14 protein-coding genes and 2 tRNA genes are annotated in these 19,893 nt (G+C 66.1%); 6 read left to right on the top strand and 10 right to left on the bottom strand.

Translation table 11 applies throughout. The features are described from left to right. Nucleotides 1-337 precede the first annotated feature (337 nt). Together K0F85_RS11485 and K0F85_RS11480 are read right to left on the bottom strand one after the other, a co-directional pair. Nucleotides 338-1,360, bottom strand: a complete 1,023-nt coding sequence (locus K0F85_RS11485) for a FecR domain-containing protein (RefSeq protein ID WP_219116171.1) — start codon at nt 1,358-1,360, stop codon at nt 338-340. 1 nt (nt 1,361) lies between these two features. Continuing rightward, nucleotides 1,362-1,880 carry a sigma-70 family RNA polymerase sigma factor gene (locus K0F85_RS11480; RefSeq protein ID WP_219116170.1) on the bottom strand — a complete coding sequence of 173 codons (519 nt, stop codon included), beginning with the start codon at nt 1,878-1,880 and terminating at the stop codon, nt 1,362-1,364. Between the two features lie 320 nt (nt 1,881-2,200). Between K0F85_RS11480 and K0F85_RS11475 the strand changes: the two genes are divergently transcribed. Next, nucleotides 2,201-2,767 carry a hypothetical protein gene (locus K0F85_RS11475; RefSeq protein ID WP_219116169.1) on the top strand — a complete coding sequence of 189 codons (567 nt, stop codon included), beginning with the start codon at nt 2,201-2,203 and terminating at the stop codon, nt 2,765-2,767. Nucleotides 2,768-2,839: 72 nt separating this feature from the next. On the opposite strand, the gene K0F85_RS11470 is transcribed toward K0F85_RS11475, so the two are convergent. From K0F85_RS11470 to K0F85_RS11450, 5 genes are all read right to left on the bottom strand, one after another. Further along, nucleotides 2,840-2,916, bottom strand: a tRNA-Met gene (locus K0F85_RS11470). A gap of 134 nt (nt 2,917-3,050) precedes the next feature. After that, nucleotides 3,051-3,127, bottom strand: a tRNA-Met gene (locus K0F85_RS11465). Nucleotides 3,128-3,183: 56 nt separating this feature from the next. Next, nucleotides 3,184-4,362: a class I SAM-dependent methyltransferase gene (locus K0F85_RS11460; protein ID WP_219116168.1), complete on the bottom strand. Its 1,179-nt coding sequence runs from the start codon at nt 4,360-4,362 to the stop codon at nt 3,184-3,186. Nucleotides 4,363-4,420: 58 nt separating this feature from the next. Further along, on the bottom strand, nt 4,421-5,296 hold the full coding sequence (locus tag K0F85_RS11455; RefSeq protein ID WP_219116167.1) for a hypothetical protein: 876 nt from the start codon (nt 5,294-5,296) through the stop codon (nt 4,421-4,423). A gap of 60 nt (nt 5,297-5,356) precedes the next feature. Beyond that, nucleotides 5,357-5,566, bottom strand: coding sequence for a hypothetical protein (locus K0F85_RS11450; RefSeq protein ID WP_034755039.1), 210 nt, complete (start codon nt 5,564-5,566; stop codon nt 5,357-5,359). Nucleotides 5,567-5,744: 178 nt separating this feature from the next. Between K0F85_RS11450 and K0F85_RS11445 the strand changes: the two genes are divergently transcribed. Continuing rightward, on the top strand, nt 5,745-5,912 hold the full coding sequence (locus K0F85_RS11445) for a hypothetical protein (RefSeq protein WP_219116166.1): 168 nt from the start codon (nt 5,745-5,747) through the stop codon (nt 5,910-5,912). Nucleotides 5,913-5,928: 16 nt separating this feature from the next. Here K0F85_RS11445 and K0F85_RS11440 read toward each other — a convergent pair whose 3' ends face one another. From K0F85_RS11440 to K0F85_RS11430, 3 genes are all read right to left on the bottom strand, one after another. Then, a complete protein-coding gene (locus K0F85_RS11440; protein ID WP_219116165.1) occupies nt 5,929-9,687 on the bottom strand; it encodes an AAA family ATPase in 3,759 nt (1,252 codons plus the stop codon). 16 nt (nt 9,688-9,703) lie between these two features. Then, on the bottom strand, nt 9,704-10,930 hold the full coding sequence (locus tag K0F85_RS11435) for an exonuclease SbcCD subunit D C-terminal domain-containing protein (RefSeq protein WP_219116164.1): 1,227 nt from the start codon (nt 10,928-10,930) through the stop codon (nt 9,704-9,706). 67 nt (nt 10,931-10,997) lie between these two features. Continuing rightward, entirely contained in the window at nt 10,998-14,018 is a 3,021-nt protein-coding gene (locus tag K0F85_RS11430; RefSeq protein WP_257572701.1) for a PAS domain-containing protein, read from the bottom strand. Between the two features lie 285 nt (nt 14,019-14,303). Between K0F85_RS11430 and K0F85_RS11425 the strand changes: the two genes are divergently transcribed. From K0F85_RS11425 to K0F85_RS11410, 4 genes are all read left to right on the top strand, one after another. After that, a complete protein-coding gene (locus K0F85_RS11425; RefSeq protein WP_034755042.1) occupies nt 14,304-14,675 on the top strand; it encodes a YajD family HNH nuclease in 372 nt (123 codons plus the stop codon). 125 nt (nt 14,676-14,800) lie between these two features. Further along, nucleotides 14,801-16,084: a winged helix-turn-helix domain-containing protein gene (locus K0F85_RS11420; RefSeq protein WP_219116163.1), complete on the top strand. Its 1,284-nt coding sequence runs from the start codon at nt 14,801-14,803 to the stop codon at nt 16,082-16,084. Continuing rightward, nucleotides 16,081-17,073 (top strand): DUF2804 domain-containing protein, encoded by a 993-nt coding sequence (locus K0F85_RS11415; protein WP_219116162.1) that lies wholly within the window; start codon nt 16,081-16,083, stop codon nt 17,071-17,073. The genes K0F85_RS11420 and K0F85_RS11415 overlap by 4 nt, the downstream gene beginning before the upstream one ends. A gap of 109 nt (nt 17,074-17,182) precedes the next feature. Further along, nucleotides 17,183-19,864, top strand: coding sequence for a bifunctional acetate--CoA ligase family protein/GNAT family N-acetyltransferase (locus K0F85_RS11410; RefSeq protein WP_219116161.1), 2,682 nt, complete (start codon nt 17,183-17,185; stop codon nt 19,862-19,864). Nucleotides 19,865-19,893 lie beyond the last annotated feature (29 nt).

Genomic DNA, 19,893 nt, shown 5'->3' with positions numbered 1-19,893 from the left:
TGAAGCTGAGGATGACCCGCGACTGGCTGGCGACCTGGCGCAGCGCTGCTGCCAGGTCGCCGGCCGGCACCTGGAAGTCGAGGCTGGCCGCGGCAGCTGCCGCGCTTTCCTGCGCCAGGGCTGGCGCCTGGGTGTTCAGCAGCATGGCCGAAGCAATGAAAAGGAGCTTGATGGCATGCGCCATGCGCGTGCGCCGGGGGCGTGGCCGGGATCGGGGAGACATAACTGGAGACATGGTTACCTTGTGGTGTAGTCGACAAAAAGAGCTTTGCCTACACAGGTCACGCGAGAAACGAAAACGGGTAAGGTTTTTTTGCGGTGGACTCAAAATACATGCTCAGCGCGGCTGGCGCGCTTCCACCTGGACCCAGTAGCGCGTGCGCAGGCGCACGTCGACGGGCAGGGAGTCGGGCAGCGACAGCAGCACGGCATCCAGGTCGGCCAGCGGGAAGACGCCGGAAATGCGCAGCGCGGCGACGCCATCGTCGCAGCCAAGCAAGCCGTGGCGGTAGCGGCTCAATTCATGCAGGAAGTCGCGCAGCGGCATGGCGTCGGCCAGCAGCAAGCCCCGGCGCCAGGCCCAGATATCGGGTGAGACGGCGTGCGCGGGCAGTATTTTTTGCGCCGTCATGCCGCCGCCCTGGCCCGCCTGTATGAGCAGCTTGGCTTCGCCATGGCGCGGCGTCAGCCGCACGGCGCCTTCCTCGACGGCGACCACGGTGTTGCCGTCCGCCTGGCGCACCGAGTAGCGCGTGCCCAGCGCCTGCGCGTGGCCTTGCGCGGTCTCGACGAGGAAGGGGCGGTAGGGCAGGCCCGTCTCGCGGGCCGTGGCGATGAACACTTCGCCCTGCAGAAGTTGCAGCAGGCGCTGCGCGCCGCTAAAGCGGATGTTGACGGCGCTGCCGCTGTTCAGGTGCAAGCGAGTGCCGTCGGCCAGTGTCAGCTCGCGGCGCTCGCCCACGCCGGTGGACAGGTCGGCCAGCGCGGCGCGGGCAAAACCGGGCGCATATTCCGAGCGCGCGCCGAACCAGCCCGTGATGCCGATGGTTGATACCCACGCCAGCAGCCGCAGGCTGTGGCGCCGCGAGGTTGAGGCGACAGGGCGGGAACGTGAGTTGGGACTGTGCAGCAGCGCCTTGCGGCTGGCCTGGGCATCGAGTTGCCGCAAGCCGCCACTGACGCTTTCAATGTGTTTCCACGCCCGTTCATGGTCTGGGTGCGCCTGGCGCCACTGCTGCCAGGCCGTTTTCTCTGCCGGCGTGCTTGCGCCACTCATCAGGGTGGCCAGCCATTCGGCCGCCTGCATGGCGATGGCCAGGTCGATGGGCTGGCCCTGTGCGTAGACGGTGGCGCCGCGCATGTCAGGGCGCGGCAAAATCGGGCACGGCAAAAAAGCACAGCAGATTGGCCTTGCTCAGGTATTTTTTGACGGAATGCGTGGTGGTACCCAGTTCGGCGGCGATCTCGGCGTAGCTCATGCCGTCCAGGTGGGCCAGCAGGAAGGCAGCCTTGGCCTTGGCGGAGAGCCTGTCCAGCGCGCGGTCGATCAATTGCAGCGATTCGAGCAGGAGGGACATCGCTTCCGGTGAGGGTGTACAGGCTTGCGGCTGGTGCAGCAGGGCATCGAGGTAGGCCCGTTCGAGCTCTGCGCGCCGGCAGTGATTGGCCAGCAGGCGCTTGGCGATGGTGGCCAGGAAAGGGCGCGGCTGCGCGATCCCTGCACTGCTGCGCGCAAGGAAGATTTTGAGGAAGGTATCCTGCGCCAGATCGCCCGCCAGCCCGGCATCGTGCAGGCGGCGCTTCAGCCAGTGCAGCAGCCAGGAGTGGTGCTCGGCATACAGGGCCTGGAAATCGGACGACGGGGAAGGGAGGGACAGCATGCGTACAGGACTTCTTAATCTAAATGAGAATTGTTCTCATAATAGCGCAGCGGCGCACGCCAGGCAATCAGGAAAACGCAACGTTGCTGAAATGCGACTGCGCGCCCGGGCCGCACGCGGCAAGGAACTTGCGCCTGCACACGGCAGATGTAAAAGTTTCCTTGGCGCAAGCTTTCATGTGAGAAAATGTGGGATGTCGATGTGGTGCGGAGCGAAAAATGATGTGGATGGTTGGCGGTGCCCTGATTCTTTTGGTCGCCAGATTCTTATGGTTGGCCTTTTTTCATCGGGTCAACGCGATGTCGCGCCAGGCGGAACTGATGAACTGGCTCGACATCGGTCGGGTGTCGAATGCCGATGGCGGCAAGGATATTTTGTTGGCGAGAAATGAGCGCGGCGCCAGGATAGATTGGCGCACGGGCGAAGTCTGGCTGATGAATCCCAAGGTGGCCGAACCGTTTGCCGATTTCCTCGCCGTCGAGCGCTGGCTGACCCTGCGCGACATGCCGACGGCGGACAAGCCGGTGGCAGTTGCGCCTGCGCCAGCGGAGCCGGCGCCTGAGCCGGCGCCCGATGCCGGCCCCGTGCGTGATACCTTGCCGGCCTTCCAGCAAAAGGTCGATGCTTGCCTGGCCAAGGCGGAAGGGGGCCAGGAACTGCTGGAAACCAAGCAGGCCTTCGAGGCGGGCAGTGAACCTTACTTCGAGGCGTCGACGGAATTGAGCAGGACTGCGCTGGAGCTCGAGGTATCGCCTGCGATGGTGGCCACTTTTCATATCAGCGCCTTTGCCGCGCTGGCCGAAACGGCGGGAGCCGACAAGCTGGAACGAGTCGCGGCCAGCCTGCACGCGGCGGCCAGGCAGATCAGGGCCAGCGTCACCGCGTAAAAGTACGGGCAGACTAGGCCTGGAATGAAAAAACCGCTGAATCCCTTGCGGGAGTCAGCGGTTTTTATGTATTGGTTGCGGGGACAGGATTTGAACCTGTGACCTTCGGGTTATGAGCCCGACGAGCTGCCAGACTGCTCCACCCCGCAGGCGAATTATAAACTAGTTTGTTGCATTGCGAAAGAGCGGATGGCATTTGCTTTGCACGATGGCGATTGACATACTGCGATGCAATGGAAAAAGCCGCTGATCCCTTTGCAAGAATCAGCGGCTTTCATGTATCTGGTTGCGGGGACAGGATTTGAACCTGTGACCTTCGGGTTATGAGCCCGACGAGCTGCCAGACTGCTCCACCCCGCAGCCGAATTATAGCGGGGTTTGCTGCAATGCGCAATGGCCTTGCAGCAGAGATGGAATCAGGCTGCCGCCAGGCGCCACAACGACGTGATTTCCTTCGAGCGGGCCGCGTGCAGGCTGTCCGTGGCATCTTGCGCGCGCGGGTGCGTGGGTTTGACGTCCAGACGCTCGAGCACTTTCAAGCCCGCTTGCGCTATCCATTCGAGCAATTGCGCGCGCGGGCGCAGGCCCAGGTGCTCGGCCAGGTCGGAGAGGATCAGCCAGCCTTCGCCGTTTGCTTCCAGGTGGTCGGCCAGGCCGGCCAGGAAACCGCGCAGCATGCGGCTGTCCGGATCGTAGACGGCGTACTCGATAGGGGAGCTGGGGCGGGCCGGCAGCCACGGCGGATTGCACACGACCAGCGGCGCGCGGCCCGCAGGGAACAGGTCGGCCTGCACCACGTCGACCTTGTCGAGGAGATCGAGGCGGGCCAGATTTTCGCGTGCGCAGGACAGGGCGCGCGGGTCCTGGTCGGTGGCGACGATGCGTTTTATGCCGCGCTGCGCCAGCACGGCGGCCAGCACGCCCGTGCCGGTGCCGATGTCGAAAGCCAGGCTGGCGCGCGCGGGCAGCGGCGCCTCCGCCACCAGGCCCACGTATTCGCCGCGAATCGGCGCGAACACGCCGTAGTGCGGATGGATGCGCTGGCCCAGTGCCGGCAGTTCCACGCCCGTGCGGCGCCATTCGTGCGCTCCAATCAGCCCCAGCAGCTCGCGCAGCGAGGCGACGAAGGGCTCTTCGCCACGGCCATACGCTTCATTGCAAGCCAGTTTCACGTCCGGCGCGCGGCGCAGCGGAATCGTGTAATCGGCGTCAAAAGGCAGCAGCAGCATGGCCAGGGTACGGGCGCGCTGCGACTGGGCTTGGCGGTGCAGATGGAAGGCTTCCGTGGCGGACGGTTCCGGCTTGGCCAATTTGGCGGCCTGGGCTTTTTTGCTGGGCTTGTCGTTTTTATGGTCGGCGCGCCGCGCCAGCGCTTGCAGCAACTGGCGTGCGTTCTGGAAGTCGCCGCGCCACAGCATGGCCGTGCCTTCGCAGGCCAGGCGGTAAGCCTGGTCGGCCGTCGTGCGGTCATCGGCGATGACGACGCGCTTGGGCGGCGGCATGCCGCTTTCCGAGCGCCAGCGGGCCGAATGTTCGGCGCCGTTTTCGCTCCAGTGGATCTGCGGATGAACGGTAGGTGAAGAAGTGTCGGACATGGGATTCAATCGATAGAAGGGGGCGCGCGGCATGGTCGCCTGCGCAGGCCGTCTTCCATTATACGTTGCTGCTCGTGCTGTTTGCCGGGTCCGTGCCATAGGCGAGCGCCAGTGCGCGGGCGCGCGCTTGCTCTTCCTGCGTGGTTTCCACGGCTTTCTGGTCGGCTTTGGCGGCCACGGCGCTACGGTCCGGCTGCACCAGCTTGAGCAAACGCAAGCTCAGGCTGCCCGCCAGCTCGCCATCCTTGCCGCTGGCGCTGGCGCCTTCGGATTGCTGATTGAACAGGCTGCTTTGCAATTGCTGGCCCAACAGCTTGAACAGGTCGTGCAGATTGCCGCCGAAGGTCGTGGCGGGCAATTCTTTGGCGGGCAGGGCGGCGTCATCGGATGGGCTTGCTTCCTCGGATGCGCCTTGTGTTTGCGCAAATGTGCCTGCGCTGATGTTCGACTGATATTGCACTTCCACTTCGAAATCGAAGGTCTGGCCGTCGGCCGTGGTGATCTTGCCCTTGCCGATGAAATGCGCGTTTTCATCGAGGCTGAAGGCGGCCGCGCGGCTGCTGCCATTGGTGCCCGAGACACTGGCGCTGCCACTGCTGAAGCTGGAGCCGGCTTGCAGGTCGACCGAATCGAAGGCAATGCTGGCGCCGTCGCCGAACAGCTGTCGCGTCATGCTGGAAAGGAAATCCTGCGCCACATCGACGGTGGCGTTGCCCAGCGCATCGGTGCGTTGCGACAGTCCCTTGGCCGACAGGTCCAGGCCATTTTTTGACAGCGCCACCACGTCTTGCGCCGTGCGCTGCATCAGGGGCGACGCTGCCAGGCCGGACGTGCCGGCGCCCGTTTTTTGCGGCGCTTGCCCTGCCAGGGTATTGGCGGCAGGCTGGCGCGAGCCGGGAGCGAGGGGAGAAACGAGGGCGGGAAGCTGGGACATGAACACATTCCGAAGGAGCAAGTACTCAGTTAACGGCAGTCGTGTCCCATTCTTTAACCATTAGTGGTGGTGCGACCAGCTACCGTCTGCCGACTCCAGGTAGGATTTGACCGCATCGGCCTGGCCCGTGGCGTGGCGCTTGAGTTCGCCGCATGCGCAAATGCCCTGGTAGGGCTGGATATGCGAGCAGGCGGAGACTTTTTGCAGGTAGACCTGCATGGATTTGTGACATTTTACGCACTTGAAGGTGAGGCTGCGGGCGGCTTTCATGGGGTTCCTTGAACTGTTGCCGGGCGTAGATGACGTCTACGCGAGGGCGGCGATTTTAACGCACTCTGGCCACCGTTACACCTTGTTGTATCTGCGCCACGCGCACGTCAACTGAATCCGTGCCATGACGTTGAACGTATACAGGAGGTCGCCTGACCGCCATTGAAGAGGTAGCAGCATGGACAAGCATGACGAGGAAAAGCCTGTACCGCCCGCCAAGGAGCTGGTCAGGAAGTGGCTGAAAGCGGAGCTGGAACAGCGCCGGCCGCCGCCCGACCCGGAGCAGATCCGCCGCGAACTGGGCTGGGATTTGCTCAGGCTGGGACGGCAACCCCTGTCTCGCTGACGCCCTTGCTAGTGCGCTAGCGCACCGTCACCACGCTCTTGCCGCCAGACCCAGGTTGCACGAGGATGCGGGTGGCGATGCGCTCCGTCATTTCCTGCACGTGCGAGATGACGCCCACCTTGCGGCCCATCGCTTGCAAGCCGTCCAGCGCATCCATGGCTACGCGCAGGGTTTCCGTATCCAGGCTGCCGAAGCCCTCGTCGATGAACAGCGATTCCACGCGCACCCGGTTCGACGATAGCGAGGCCAGGCCCAGCGCCAGCGCCAGCGAGACGAGGAACGATTCGCCGCCCGACAGCGAATGCACGGAGCGCAGCTCGCCGCCCATGTCCTGGTCGCGCACCATCAGGCCCAGCGACGGGTTGTTCGGATTGTCGATGCGTTCGAGTTGATAGCGGCGCGCCAGATGGTGCAGATGTGCATTCGCGTAGCCGAGCAGCACTTCCAGGGTGAATTGCTGCGCGTAGTTGCGAAATTTCTTGCCGTCGGCCGAACCAATCAATTCATTCAGGCTGGCCCAGCGCCGCTCGATGACGGCTTGCGCCTCGATTTGCGCCAACACCGCTTGCGCGCTGTGGCGCCTGGTGTCGTCCTGCGCGATGGCCAGGCGTAAGCGCGTCGCTTCCTGGTTGGCTGCCTGGCGTTCCTGCCCCAGTGCGTCGAGCGCCGCCTGCAGCACCTCCACGTCCATTTCCAGCGCCTCCGGTGGCTGCTGCACATGCGCGGCCAGCTGCTGCCGGCGTTCGGCCAGCACGGAGAGCGCCGCCGTGTGGCGGTCGGCGATCACTTGCAGGGCGTCGCGTTCGGCGCGCATCGCTTGCGGCGCGATGGCCAGATGGGCGCGCAAGCCGGCCATGTCGGCGGGGGCATGGGCCGGATGCGCAAGCTGGAACTGGCGCAACCAGTCCTCCAGTGCTGCCGCCGCATCGCTGTCTTGCTGGCGCAGGAAGGCCAGGCGCTGTGCCAGCTGCGCGCACGCTTCGTCGAGGCGCGCGCGATCCTGGCTGGCCGCCTGGGCTGCTGCCTGCTCCTGTAGCAGCCGCTCTTTGGCTTGCGCGATGGCCGCTGCCAGGCTGCGTTCCACTTCGCTCACGCCCTGGCCCTGCCATAGCGCGTTGCGCTGCGCTTGCAGTGTCGTCAGCTGTCTGTCGGCGGCGGCAAAGACGGTGTGGGTCTCCTGCGCCGTGTGCCGTGCCTTGTCTGCGGCCAGCTGCGCCGCGTCCAGCTGCGCGGCCAGGGTCGCCAGCGCGTGGCCGCGCTTGTCCTGGTCTGCCTGCTGTTTCAGCCATTGCCGGCATTCCGTGTCGCGCGCCGCGCGGAAGGCGGCGGGGCCAGCGCGCCAGTTATCTTTCCAGCCTTCGGCGCCTTCCACGTCGTCAAACGCGGCATCGAGCTGCGCCAGCAAGCCGTCAAGCATGCTGCGCGATGTCTCCGCCTTGTCCTGGCTGGCCGCCTGCTGCGCCAGCAACTGTGCCAGCCGTGTCTGCGTTTCGGCGACGGCGGCGCTCAGGCGCGCGTGTTCGACGCCGGCCCGTTCGTGTGCCGCCTGCGCCTGCTCGCGCCGTGTGCTGGCCTGGCGCAGCGCCGCCTCTTGCTGCGCCAGCGCCTGCAGGGCTGCCACATTGGCGGCCAGTTGCTGCGCGAACCAGTCGGCGCGCTGGTTTTCCGGCGGCAGCTGCAGGGTGTCGGCGTGCGGCTGCCATTGCGCGTGCAAGCTGGCGATGGTGGGCGGCAAGCCCGCCAGTTCGGCATCCGCGTGCGCCTGTTCGCGCGCAGTCGCTGCCAGCGCCGCCCTGTGCATTGCCAGCTGCTCCACCTTGCTGCGCGCCTGCGTGCGGCAGGCCAGTACTTCATCCTGCAAGCTGGCCAGCATTGCCTGCAAAGCGTGGTCGGCGTGGCTGTACGGGTGTTCCAGCGCGCCGCAGACGGGGCAGGGTTGCTCGTCCTGCAAGGTGGCGCGCAGTTGCTCCACGCTGGCCGCGCATGCCGCTTCCGCACCCTTCAAGGATTTTTCCGCCTGCGCCAGGCTCGCTTCCAGCAATGCCGCTTGTGCCGCTGCCGCCGCCAGCGCCGTGTTTTCCGTTTGCGCGGCTTGCGCCAGTTGTGCCGCCCTGGCCAGACCATGCGACAGCGCCTGCTGCTGGCGTGCCAGCTCCGTCCACGTCCTTTGCGCCGCATGCAATTGGCGCGCATGCTCTTCCAGCTGGCCGCGCTGTTCCTGCAGCCGCTGTGCGTCGATGGCTTGCACGGCCCACTGCGCTTCGCGCCGCTGCGCATCGTGCGCGGCGAGCGTGGCGGCGGCGGCCGTCAACGCGGCTTGTGCCTCGTGGTCGGCCTTGCCTGCCGCGCGCACCAGCTGCGCCGATGTGGCCACCTGGGCATCGGCCGCATCGGCTTGCGCGGCAGCCTGGCCTGCCTGGGCGAACAACTGGTCCGACAATTGCCACGAGGTAGCCAGCGCCTGCCAGTGCTGGTGCGATGCCAGCCACAGGCGGCCCGTTTCCTGCTCCGCCTGCATGGCGTGCTGGCGCTGCTGCAGTGCCAGCAGCGCGCTGCCCGCCGACGCGTTGGCCTGGTCGGCGGCCAGTGCGCCATCTTGCGCCTGGCGGTGCGCGGGCAGGTGGGCTGCGATGCCGGCGTCAAGCGCCTTGGCTTGATCGAGCACGGGTGCCGCTTCACGCTGCGCCGCTTCCCTGGCAAGCAGGGCCGCCCCCGCCAGTTGCACGGCTTGCGCCAGTTGTGCTTCGCTGGCTACGGCGTGGGCCGCCTGCGCACGCGACGCTTCCAGCGCGGCGCCGGTGCTGGCGATGTCGCTGGCCAGGCGCGCCACGTCGTCGATGAGGGGCCGCGCCGGCTGCAGCAATTCCCACTGCGCCAGGGCCGTGCGGCGCTCTTCGGCAGCGGCGCGCTCAAAGGCCGCGCTATCGAGCGTCGCTTGCGCCGCCGCTACCTGGCTTTGCAGCTTGTGCGTTTCGTGGTGCCAGCGCTGCTGCAGTTCCAGCACGGCCTTGCGCAGGTCGATCGTTTGCAAGGTGGTCTCGGCCGCGCCGCACAGTACCTCGGTGTCGGCGCGTTCTTCCGGCGACATGGGCCGCTGGTCGGCGAGTCTTTCGCCCAGGCGTTCGAGGACTTGCTTTTCCTTTTTTGCCCGCTCGAAGGCGCGCATGGAAATGTCGGTATAGATGCTGCTGCCCGTCAGTGTTTCCAGCAACTCTCCGCGTTCATTGTCTTCCGTCTTGAGGAAGGTGGAAAACTCGTTTTGCGCCAGCAGCACGGCGCGCGTAAACTGGTCGAAGGACAGGCCGATGCGCTTTTCGATCTCTTCCTTGACCTCCGTCTTGGTGCCGCCGATGGGTTGCAGCGCGGGCAACTGGTGCAAGCTCATGGCGGTCGCCTGCAGCGCCCCTTCGGCCCGGGTGCGCGAGCGGCGCACGCTCCAGCGCGCGCGGTATTGGCCGCCATCGTTGCCGACGAAGTCGACTTGCGCGTAACCATCGGGTGTGCCGCGGCGCAGCAGGGTGCGCGTATCCTGGGCATTGACGGTTTCCTTGCCCACGTCAGGCAGGGCGCTGCCCCGTCCCAGCACTTTCAGCAGGCGCGGCGTAGCATCGTACAGGGCCAGGCACAGGGCGTCGAGCAGGGTGCTCTTGCCCGCGCCCGTGGGCCCGCTGATGGCAAACAGGCCGCTTGAGGCCAGCGGTTCCTGCTGGAAGTCGACTTCAAATTCGCCGGCCAGCGACGCCAGGTTCTTGCCACAGATTTTCAGGATTTTCATGGTTCTTCAGGAGCAGTCAGGTGCCGGGCAGCAGCAGTTCGGCCAGGGCCGAGAGGAGTTCGGGCGGCGCTTCCCCGGCGTACTTTTGCAGGTACAGGCGGCGGAAGATGTCGTCGGGCTGCAGCTGGCCCAATTGGTCTAGCGTCATGTTCTCGGGTGCGCTGCTGCGCGCGGCGCTTGACGTTTCGATCTTCGCCAGGCGCACATGCTTGCCGTCGAGCGCCGTTTCGATGCGCGTGCGCAGGCCCGGCTCGGGCGCGTCCAGGCGCACGCGCACTTCCAGGAAAGGCTGCGCCTCGGCCGGAGAGTCCGGCACGTCGAGGGCCGCCAGCTGTTCCAGGACTTCGGCGATGGGCGCCGGCATGCTTGGCACGCGCAAGAGGGGCACGGCGCGCGGTACCTCGATGGCGCGCACGGACTGCAGCGTTTCGCCGTCGATATCGAGGCACAGCACCTGGTGGCGGTAGTTCACTTCCGCGAAGGACAGGGGTATCGGGCTGCCGCAGTAGCGGATGTGCTCCTGGCCGCCCACGGCCTGCGCCTTGTGCAGATGGCCCAGCGCCGCGTAGGCGATGGCGGCATCAAAAATCCCCGACGGCAGCATTTCCGTGCCGCCGATGACGATGCGCCGTTCGGAGTCGTTCGACATTTCGCCGCCCACCATGTGGCAGTGGCCCATGGCAAGGATGGCTTGCCCCGGCTGGCGGCGCGCCAGCGCCAGGTCTGCCAACTGGCGGTACAGCAGGGCGATGCCGCCCAGGTAGGCATCCTGGCTGTCGCCGGCCGGCAGTTTCGGCACGTCGCCGGGGCGCAGGAAAGGCACGGCCAGGCACCATGCATGCACCTGGCCATCGGCGCCCGTCAAGGGCAGTAGCAAGCGTTCCAGGTCGATCTGTCCATCGTCGCCGCGCAGCAAATGGCCGATGACGTGCGTGCCATGCGCGGCCAGCAGGGGGGCGGGCGCTTCGAGCCGGCCGGCCGAATCGTGGTTGCCGGCGACGATGACGAGCTGCAGCGCGGGCAGGCGGGCGCGCGCCTGCTGCAGGAACACATATAGCTGCTTTTGCGAGGCGGCCGACGGGTTGGCATTGTCGAAGACGTCGCCCGCCACCAGCAGCACGTCGACCTGCTCCGTCACGAGCGTGTCGAGTATCCAGTCGAGGAAGCGCTGGTGTTCGTAGCCCCGTTCAAAATTGTGCAGGGTCTGGCCCAGATGCCAGTCGGAAGTGTGCAGCAGGCGCATGGTAGGGCAAGGGTAGGGAAGACAGGCGCCAATATAGCAGGTATGGCGCCAGGTGCCAGCGGCGGGATCAAACCACGGCAGCCCCCGCGCGATAAGTGTTCCTGCCATCCTGCTTGGCCTGGTACAGCAGCACGTCGGCGCGCTGCAGCAGCACGGCAGGGGGGATGTCTTCATCGCGGTAGTAGGCCAGGCCGATGCTGGCGGAAATGCGCACGCTGATGCCATCGAGTTCGAACGGCTGCCGCATGGCGGCGACGATCTTTTCAGCCAGCACGGCGGCGTCGTCGGGCCGGGTGATCTGTTCCATGATGATGGTGAATTCGTCGCCGCCCAGGCGGGCGACGATGTCGGTGGCGCGCATGGTTTGCGTCAGGCGCTGGGCGAAAGCGCGTAGCAGGGCGTCGCCGGTGCCGTGTCCATGCGTGTCGTTGACGGGCTTGAAATGGTCGATATCCATGTACATGACGGCCATCAGGTGCTGCTGCTGGCGGCTCGCGTGCATGGCGTCGCTGAGTTTTTGCTGGAAGCCGGCGCGGTTCGACAAGCCGGTCAGCACATCGACCTGGGCCAGTTTCAGCAGGCGCTGTTTCTCGCGCTTTTGCATGGTGATATCCTGGCGCATCACGTGAAAACCCGCCACCTGCAGCTGGTCTTCGCCGATTTGCGGGATGTAGATCACTTCCATGCAGCGCGCGACGCCCTCGATTTCATCCTCTTCTTCAAAGCTCAGGTTTTCGCCCGCCAGCACTCTTTCAATATAGGGCACCACCGTGCGGTAGCGCGCCTCGCCCACCGTATCGCGCACGCTGCAGCCCAGCGCCTGCCGGCCCGTCAGGCCGATTTCCCGCTCATAGGCGATGTTCAGGAAGCGGTAGACCTGGTCGGCGTCGATATAGGCGATCATGGCCGGCACGGTGTCGGCGATGGTGCGCAGGCGTGCTTCGCTTGCCAGCAGCGCCATTTCCGATTCGCGCAAGGTGGTGATGTCGTCCAGAGTCCCCACGTAGCCGTCGATCTGGTCGTCGATGAGGATGGGGGCGATCTTCATGGAGACCCAGACCAGCCTGCCGTCGCGCTGCAGGCAGCGCAGGGTGGACTGGAAGGGCGTGCGGTTGCGCGTCAGCTGTTCCAGCGCCATGTGCATCAGCGGGTAGTCGTCGGGGTGCAGGGCGCTGGTCCAGCCGGCGCCCAGGGCGGCGGCGCGCGGCAGGCCCGTGATCGCTTCAAAGGTGCGGTTGACGTAGGTGCAGCGGCGCTGGCGGTCCAGGCGTACCAGCCCCAGCGGCGAGGCATCGTTGACGGCGGCCAGCTCGGCCTGTTTCTGGCGCAGTGCCAGTTCCTGCTGGCGGCGCTGCGAGATATCCTCGGCGATGCACAGGATATGTTCGATCTGCTGGCGCTCGTCGAACACGGGCACGGAGACGGCGCGCAGGTAGCGCAGGCTGCCGTCACGCAGGCGCAGCGGCTTTTCCGTATGGTCGATGACGCCGCGCTCGGCCAGGATGGCGCGGTCGTCCTCGGCATCGTGCAGGCCGAAGTCGGACGGGAAGGCCTGGCAATCGGTCTTGCCGATGACGTCGGCGGCCAGGTGGCCGGTGATATCCTCGGCCGCCTTGTTCCACACTTCCATCTGGCCGAAATTCTCGGGGCGTGCGCTTTTCACATAGACCAGCACGGGTAGATGGTCGATCAGCGACTGCAGGAAGCTGCGGTTATCCTGCAGCGCCAGTTCGTCGTGCTTGCGCGCGCTGATGTCGCGCGAGGTGACGGCCACGCCGTCGGCGATCGGTACCACCTGGTGGCGCAGCCAGCGCGTACCGCCCGAGGCCAGTGCCAGCTCGAATTCATCCTCCAGCGGCTGGCCTGTTTCCATCACCAGCACGAAGCGCTTGAAAAATCGTTCGCCGCGCAGCAGCGGCACCTGCGGCAGCACGCGCTGGCCCAGTAGTTCGGCGCGTGGCTTGCCCAGCATCTCGGCAGCCCGCTCGTTGACGTCGGCGAAGATGAAGTCTTCCACCGGCTTGCCCGGCGCCGGGCGCCAGGCCTTCAGCAGCAGCACGGCATCCAGGCTGCCCTGGTGCGCCGCGCGCAACAGGGCCTGGGTTTCCTTGGCCTGGCGGATGCTGCGGCGCAGGCGCGCGCTCTGGCGCATCAGCAGGGCCGTAAAGCCGGCAATGAGCACGCTGGCGGCGAGCAGCGCGCCGACATACACCAGGCGGCGGTGTTCGAAGCGCGTCAGGGCGACGGCGCGGCTGACGCCCACCACCGCCAGCAGCGGGTAGCGCGGCAGCTCGTGGTAGCTGTAGATGCGTGACGTCGCGTCCACGGGCGGCTCGATCAGCAGTTCTTCGGCGGCGTGCTGCGGCGGTCCCGGCATGCGGAAGTCGATGCGGTCGCTGAGGATGCGCTGTTCGCCGACGCGCCCCACCGTCAGGCCGCTGTCGCGCGCCACCAGCATCAGCGCGCCCTGTTCATCGAGGTTCAGGCGGTCGTAGTCGTCGACAAAATACGTGGGGTCGACGAGGATGAGGATGGCGCCGGCAAAGCGGCCCTGCGCATCGTTCAGGCGGCGCGCCAGGCGGATGGTCCAGTGCTTGCTGCCTGCGTCGAGCATGGGCGTGTCGACCAGGGCCGTGTCGGACGCGCTGGCGGCCAGTGCCCTGAAAAAGGCCTGTTTGGCCAGGTTTTCCGGCAAATAGGCGTTGGCGCTGTCGATCACCTTGCCCTGCGCGTCGATGAGGGCGATCGGCAGTTCCAGCTTCGATGGCAGCACGCTGTCGAGCAGGCCCTGGCGTCGCGTGAATTCCTTCAGGCGCAGGCCGCCGCCTGATTCCTCATATTTGAGCTTGAACAATTGCGTGGCGTGGTCGGTCTGGCGCAGGGTGAAACTGGTATGGTCGGCCAGGGTGCGCGCCAGCGACTGGCTGACGGCCACGGCGTCGCGCACGGCGCTGGCGCGTTCCTGGCCCACCTGGTAAAAGACGGCCGCCCACAGCGCCAGCAGCAAGAGGAGCGCGAACAGGGGCACCAGGCTCAGATGGTACAGGCGGCGGGCAAGGCGTTGCAGGGGTCTTGTTATCGCTATCACGGGCGCTTGCAGGCTGGATTCATGAAAAAGGGGAAGGCGGGGGAGCGGCGTGGCGCGCATGATAGCCGATTCGGCCTGCTTGCGCTGTGCCCAGTTGCTGTCCCCACCGTCTGTTTGTCGTCAATCGCTGGTCTTATTTTGCGTTAAATCAAGCCTGCGTGGCGCGGCGCATGCTAAAAAAGACAATACGGTGGCGGCACGGGCAGGGGACGAGGCAGAAAAAGTACAATTCGGCTTGCATCGTCATTAAAATGCTAGCTTCTTCCTACCCTATCGAAAGTTGTCATGCAGAGTAAAAAGCCCGACGCAGCAAGACTGGACAAGATCGTGGCCGAAGCGCGCCGCGCCGCCGACCAGCGCGAGAGCGGTTACCGCGAACGCTCGCTGAAGATGTATCCGTGGGTGTGCGGCCGCTGCATGCGCGAATTTACGCGTGCCAACGTGCAGCAACTGACGGTGCACCACCGCGACCATAACCATGACAACAATCCGCCGGACGGCAGCAACTGGGAACTGCTGTGCCTGTATTGCCACGACAATGAGCACTCGCGCTACCTGGAAGCGGACCGTGGCGCCGGGCTGCTGTCGGCCGAGGTGGCGCCCGCCACGCACAACCCCTTCGCCGCGCTGGCCGGCCTGATCAAGAAAAAGGACTGAGCGTGCGATCTGGCCTTGACGCCACGCAGAGCGGCCTGGAACAGGACGGCATGCGGGCGCCCGGGATGCTGATCCGATAGCAATAAAACGTACAGGTAGTACGCGGAATGCGGTATCTTTCAGCCATGCATAGCCCAGACCACGCCATTCGTCCCAACCTCCCCCCTTTATCGCTGGCCGCCGCGCGCGCCTTGCACCTGGCCGCGCAGGGCTTGCTGCAGGCGCGCCGCAAGAAGGCCGTCAAGGCTGACGTGCTGGCCGCCGTGCGGCAGATGGGCGTGCTGCAGATCGACACCATCCACGTGGTGGCGCGCAGCCCGTATCTGGTGCTGTGGAGCCGGCTGGGCGACTATCCGCAGGCGTGGCTGGAGCAGCTGCTGGCCGAGGGCGCGCTGTTCGAATACTGGGCGCATGAAGCCTGCTTCGTGCCCATCGAAGACTATGGCTTGTACCGCCGCCGCATGCTCGACCCGGCCGCCATGGGCTGGAAGTATTCGGTAAAGTGGATGGCCGAGCAGGGCGACGCCGTGGCTGCCGTGCTGGAGCACATCCGCGTCAATGGCGCCGCGCGCTCGGCTGACTTTGAACGCAGGGATGGCCAGGCGGGCGGCTGGTGGCGCTGGAAGCCGGAAAAGCGCTCGCTCGAAGTGCTGTTTACGTCGGGCGTGCTGATGATCGCCAAGCGCCACAATTTCCAGCGTTATTACGACCTTGCCGAACGCGTTTTGCCGGGCTGGCATGACGGCTTGCTGCCGCCCGAAGAACAGGTGCGCCGCTGCCTGCTGCTGGCCAGCGTGAAGGCGCTGGGCCTGGCGCGGGCCAGCTGGATCAGCGATTACTTCCGCACGAAACAAGCGCGCGCCAGCCTGGCGCAGGATTTGCAGGCGCTGGTGGACGAGGGCGCGCTGCTGCGTTGCAGGGTGGCCGGCTGGATTGACGCCGTGTACGTGCATGCGGAACATGCGGAACTGGCGCGCGACGCGGCCGCCGGCAAGCTGGCGCCCACCCTGACGACGATCCTCTCGCCCTTCGATCCTGTCGTCTGGGACCGGCGCCGGGCCCTGGAATTGTTCGGCTTTGACTACCGGCTCGAATGCTACACGCCGGCCGAGAAGCGCCGCTATGGATACTTCACCCTGCCGATCTTGCGCCGCGGCGCGCTGGTGGGGCGCCTGGACGCCAAGGCGCACCGCGCGCAGGGGCGCTTCGGAATCAAGTCGCTGGCGCTGGAAGAGGGCGTGCGCGTGAGTGCCCGCCTGGTGCAAGACGTGGCTGGCGCCGTGCAGCGGCTGGCGCTCTGGCATGCCTGCCCGGATATCGATATTGCGCAAGCGCAGCCGGCGCTATTTGGCGCGCAGCTGGCCGAGGCCCTGCACGACAGCGGCGCTGCAGCAAGGCGGGCAGCATGATGCTGCCAGCGGCTCCTTCCCACCTGCTCGACGCCAATGGCGTCCCATGCTTTGGCCGGTACTCGGGGCAGCTGGACACCTTCGACTGGGCTGCGCTGGCGCCGCCGTATGCGCGCGGCGCACTCTGGCGCTTGTTCCACCACAAGCGCTGGCATTACGTGGCCCTGTCCACGCCGGCCGTATTTTGCGGCGTGGCCATCGTCGACCTGGGCTGGACCAACACGGCGTTCGCGTATGCCTTCGACCGCCACAAGGGCAAGATCGTGGCGACCTTTTCGCAAGATGGCATTCCCGGCCTGTCCGCGTCGGTGGCGCCGCATGCTGCTGCCAGCAGCCGTTTCCGCTTCCTGTCGAATACCATCCGCATCGAGGCGCAGCCGCAGCAGCGCTACCGTTTGCAGCTCGATTGCGGTCATTTCGGCATCGATGCGGAATGCGGCCCGCCCGTGGCGCCCACCTTGCTGGCCGTGGGGCCCGTGGGCGAGGGCGGCAGCGTGCACGCCACGCAAAAGTCGGGCGGCCTGCCCTTGTGGGGAACGGCGCGTTGCGGCGCCATGGGCTACAGCCTCGATGACGGCGTGGCCAGCTTCGATTATTCGAACGGCTTGCTGGCGCGCGAGACGGAATGGCGCTGGGCGTCCGCGCACAGCCTGGACCTGGGTTTCAATCTGCAGGCAGGCTATTTTGGCGCGCATGAAAACGCGCTGTGGCTCGATGGCCAGTTGTATCCGCTGGGCCGCGCGCATTTCGACTTCAATCCCGACAACCCGCTGGCGCCGTGGCATGTGTGGACGGACGACGATTTGCTGGACTTGCATTTCAAGCCGGAAGGCGCGCGGCGCGAGGATAAAAACCTGTGGATCGCCGCCAGCCGCTATATCCAGCCCATCGGCACGTTCAGCGGCTGGGTGCGCGCCAGCGCCGACTCGCCCAAGCGCATCGTGGCGCAACTGGCGGGGGTGACGGAAAGCCACCGCTCGCGCTGGTAGGCGCGCGCAGGTTTTTCGTGAAACGCGCCACAAGGTCAAGTTTTTTTGCCAGCGCATCCTATACACTGGGGTGTTACCAAGCCACTGCGGCAATCCAAGAGGCCAGAACATGAGTATTCGTAATCTCGACAAGCTGTTCAAGCCGGCCTCGGTGGCCCTGATCGGCGCCACGGCGCGCGAACGCAAGCTCGGTGCCATCGCCCTCTCCAATCTGCTGGGCGGCGGGAATCAAGGCGCGCAGTACAAAGGTGATCTGTGGCCCGTCAATCCCAAGTACGACGAGTTGATGGGCCTGAAATGCTACCGCAAGCTGGCGCAGTTGCCCAAGGCGCCGGACCTGGCCATCATCTGTACGCCGCCCGCCACCATCACGGCCCTGATCCGCGAACTGGGCGCGCTGGGCACGCGCGCGGCCATCGTCATGACGTCTGGCCTGGACCCCGTGCGCGAACAGTCGCTGCGCCTGGCCATGCTGAAAGCGGCCAAACCGCACCTGTTGCGCATCCTCGGCCCCAACAGCATGGGTTTGCTGGTGCCGAAGCTGGGCTTGAACGCCAGCTTTGCCCATATAGGCGCGACCAGCGGCAAGATCGCCTTCGTCTCGCAATCGGGCGCGCTGGTGTCGGGTGTGCTCGACTGGGCCAACGCGCACGGCGTGGGCTTTTCCAAGTTCATTTCGCTCGGCGCCAGCTACGACATCGACTTTGGCGACCTGCTCGACTACCTGGCTGGCGACATCGACACGGCCGCCATCCTGCTGTACATGGAAGACATCCAGGCGGCGCGCAAATTCATGTCGGCGGCGCGGGCCGCCGCGCGCAGCAAGCCAGTGATCGTGCTCAAGGCCGGGCGCGCGCCCGAAGGCGCGGCCGTGGCGGCCTGGCATACGGGCGCGCTGGCCGGTTCCGACGCCGTGTACGACGCGGCCATCCGCCGCGCCGGCATGCTGCGCGTGTATTCGGCCGAGGAATTGTTCGACGCCGTGGAAACCCTCACGCATATCCGCGCCCAGCGCGGCGAGCGCCTGGCGATCTTGTGCAATGGCGGCGGCCTGGGCGTGATGGCCACCGATGCGCTGGTGGGCGGTGGCGGCAAGCTGGCCGAGCTGTCGCCGGACACCGTGATCGCGCTGGAAAAGGCCCTGCCACGGGGCTGGTCGCACGACAACCCCGTGGGCTTGCCTGGCGATGCGGCCGTGCAGCGCTATGTCGACGCCATCAAGCCGCTGCTCGACGAGCCGCAGGCGGATGCCCTGCTGCTGCTGCACGCGCCCACGGCCATGGTCTCGTCGATCGACATCGCCGAAGCCGTCACGCCGCTGATCAAGGCCACTTCCCGCACGGTGCTGTCCTGTCTGCTGGGCGGCACCACGGTGGCGCCCGCGCGCCAGGTCTTCAACCGGGCCGGCATTCCCACCTACGACACGCCGGAAAAAGCCGTACATGGCTTCATGCAGATCGTGCAGTACCGGCGCAACCAGGAAACCCTGATGCAGGTGCCCGCGCAGCTGCCCATGTCGGCCACGCCGCGCCGTGCGCGCGTGCGCGAAATCGTCGCCGCCGCGCTGGCCGCCGGCCAGACGGTGCTGGGCGAATGCCGCTCGAAGGAAATCCTCGCCGCCTACGGCATCCCCGTCGCCACCACGCGCATGGCGGCCGACGTGGAAGAGGCGCTGGCCGTGGCGACGGATATCGGCTACCCCGTGGCGCTGAAGATCCATTCGCCCGACATCGGCCACAAATCCGACGTGGGCGGCGTGGCGCTCGACCTGGATACGCCCGACATCCTGCGCACGGCGGCCGCCGCCATGCTCAAGCGCGTGCGCCGCATGCGCCCCGATGCGCTGATCGACGGCTTTACGGTGCAGCAGATGGCGCGCCGTCCGCAATCGCATGAATTGATCGTCGGCGTCACCACGGACGCCGCCTTCGGCCCCGTCATCCTGGTGGGGCAGGGCGGTATCGCCGTGGAAGTGACGGCTGATCATGCCATCGGCCTGCCGCCGCTGAACATGGTGCTGGCGCGCGACATGCTGGCGCGCACGCGCGTGTCGAAACTGCTGGCCGGCTACCGCAACCAGCCGCCGGCCGATATCGACGCCATCTGCTATACCCTGATCCAGGTGGCCGAACTGGTGGCGGACATCGGCGAACTGGCCGAGCTCGACATCAACCCGCTGGTGGCCGATGCCGATGGCGTGATCGCCCTCGACGCGCGCATCCGTTTGCAGCCGGGCCAGCAGAGCGACCGCCTGGCCATCCGCCCGTACCCGCAGGAACTGGAAGAGCAGGTAACGTGGATGGGCCAAGCGATTTTGCTGCGTCCCATCCGCCCCGAGGACGCGCCGCAGCACATGGATTTGTTCCACGCGCTGGACCCGGATGACGTGCGCCTGCGTTTCTTTACGTCCATGCGCGAACTGCCCGTGTCGCAACTGGCGCGCCTGACGCAGATCGATTACGACCGCGCCATGGCTTTCATCGCCACGCACACGGGGCCGGACGGCAAGCCGGAAACCCTGGGCGTGGTGCGCGCCGTGGCCGACCCGGACAATATCCACGCCGATTTCGCCATCGCCGTGCGTTCGGCACTGAAGGGCAAGGGGCTGGGACATATCCTGTTTGAGAAGCTGGTCGACTATTTTCGCAGCCGCGGCACGGAAGCGCTGGTGGGCGAGGCGATGGCGCGCAACAAGGGCATGCAGCGGCTGGTGAAAAGCTTTGGCGGCGAAGTCACGCCGTCAGAAGAGCCTGGCGTCGTCAACCTGCATATCGGGCTGCGCGCGCCTTAAAAAAGCGCAGGGGGCTCGCTGCGGGTTTG

This window comes from Janthinobacterium sp. UMAB-56 (assembly GCF_900095265.1).
Classification (GTDB): domain Bacteria; phylum Pseudomonadota; class Gammaproteobacteria; order Burkholderiales; family Burkholderiaceae_D; genus Janthinobacterium.
This window is presented reverse-complemented; position numbering and strand designations above follow the sequence as displayed.

What these genes read in the sequence shown, in the direction of transcription:
- K0F85_RS11415 (WP_219116162.1), top strand. Translation starts at nt 16,081, where the DNA reads ATGATGCTGCCAGCGGCTCCTTCCCACCTGCTCGACGCCAATGGCGTC.
- K0F85_RS11450 (WP_034755039.1), bottom strand. Translation starts at nt 5,566, where the DNA reads ATGAAAGCCGCCCGCAGCCTCACCTTCAAGTGCGTAAAATGTCACAAA.
- K0F85_RS11455 (WP_219116167.1), bottom strand. Translation starts at nt 5,296, where the DNA reads ATGTCCCAGCTTCCCGCCCTCGTTTCTCCCCTCGCTCCCGGCTCGCGC.
- K0F85_RS11435 (WP_219116164.1), bottom strand. Translation starts at nt 10,930, where the DNA reads ATGCGCCTGCTGCACACTTCCGACTGGCATCTGGGCCAGACCCTGCAC.
- K0F85_RS11420 (WP_219116163.1), top strand. Translation starts at nt 14,801, where the DNA reads ATGCATAGCCCAGACCACGCCATTCGTCCCAACCTCCCCCCTTTATCG.
- K0F85_RS11440 (WP_219116165.1), bottom strand. Translation starts at nt 9,687, where the DNA reads ATGAAAATCCTGAAAATCTGTGGCAAGAACCTGGCGTCGCTGGCCGGC.
- K0F85_RS11475 (WP_219116169.1), top strand. Translation starts at nt 2,201, where the DNA reads ATGAACTGGCTCGACATCGGTCGGGTGTCGAATGCCGATGGCGGCAAG.
- K0F85_RS11410 (WP_219116161.1), top strand. Translation starts at nt 17,183, where the DNA reads ATGAGTATTCGTAATCTCGACAAGCTGTTCAAGCCGGCCTCGGTGGCC.
- K0F85_RS11425 (WP_034755042.1), top strand. Translation starts at nt 14,304, where the DNA reads ATGCAGAGTAAAAAGCCCGACGCAGCAAGACTGGACAAGATCGTGGCC.
- K0F85_RS11460 (WP_219116168.1), bottom strand. Translation starts at nt 4,362, where the DNA reads ATGTCCGACACTTCTTCACCTACCGTTCATCCGCAGATCCACTGGAGC.
- K0F85_RS11445 (WP_219116166.1), top strand. Translation starts at nt 5,745, where the DNA reads ATGGACAAGCATGACGAGGAAAAGCCTGTACCGCCCGCCAAGGAGCTG.
- K0F85_RS11485 (WP_219116171.1), bottom strand. Translation starts at nt 1,360, where the DNA reads ATGCGCGGCGCCACCGTCTACGCACAGGGCCAGCCCATCGACCTGGCC.
- K0F85_RS11480 (WP_219116170.1), bottom strand. Translation starts at nt 1,880, where the DNA reads ATGCTGTCCCTCCCTTCCCCGTCGTCCGATTTCCAGGCCCTGTATGCC.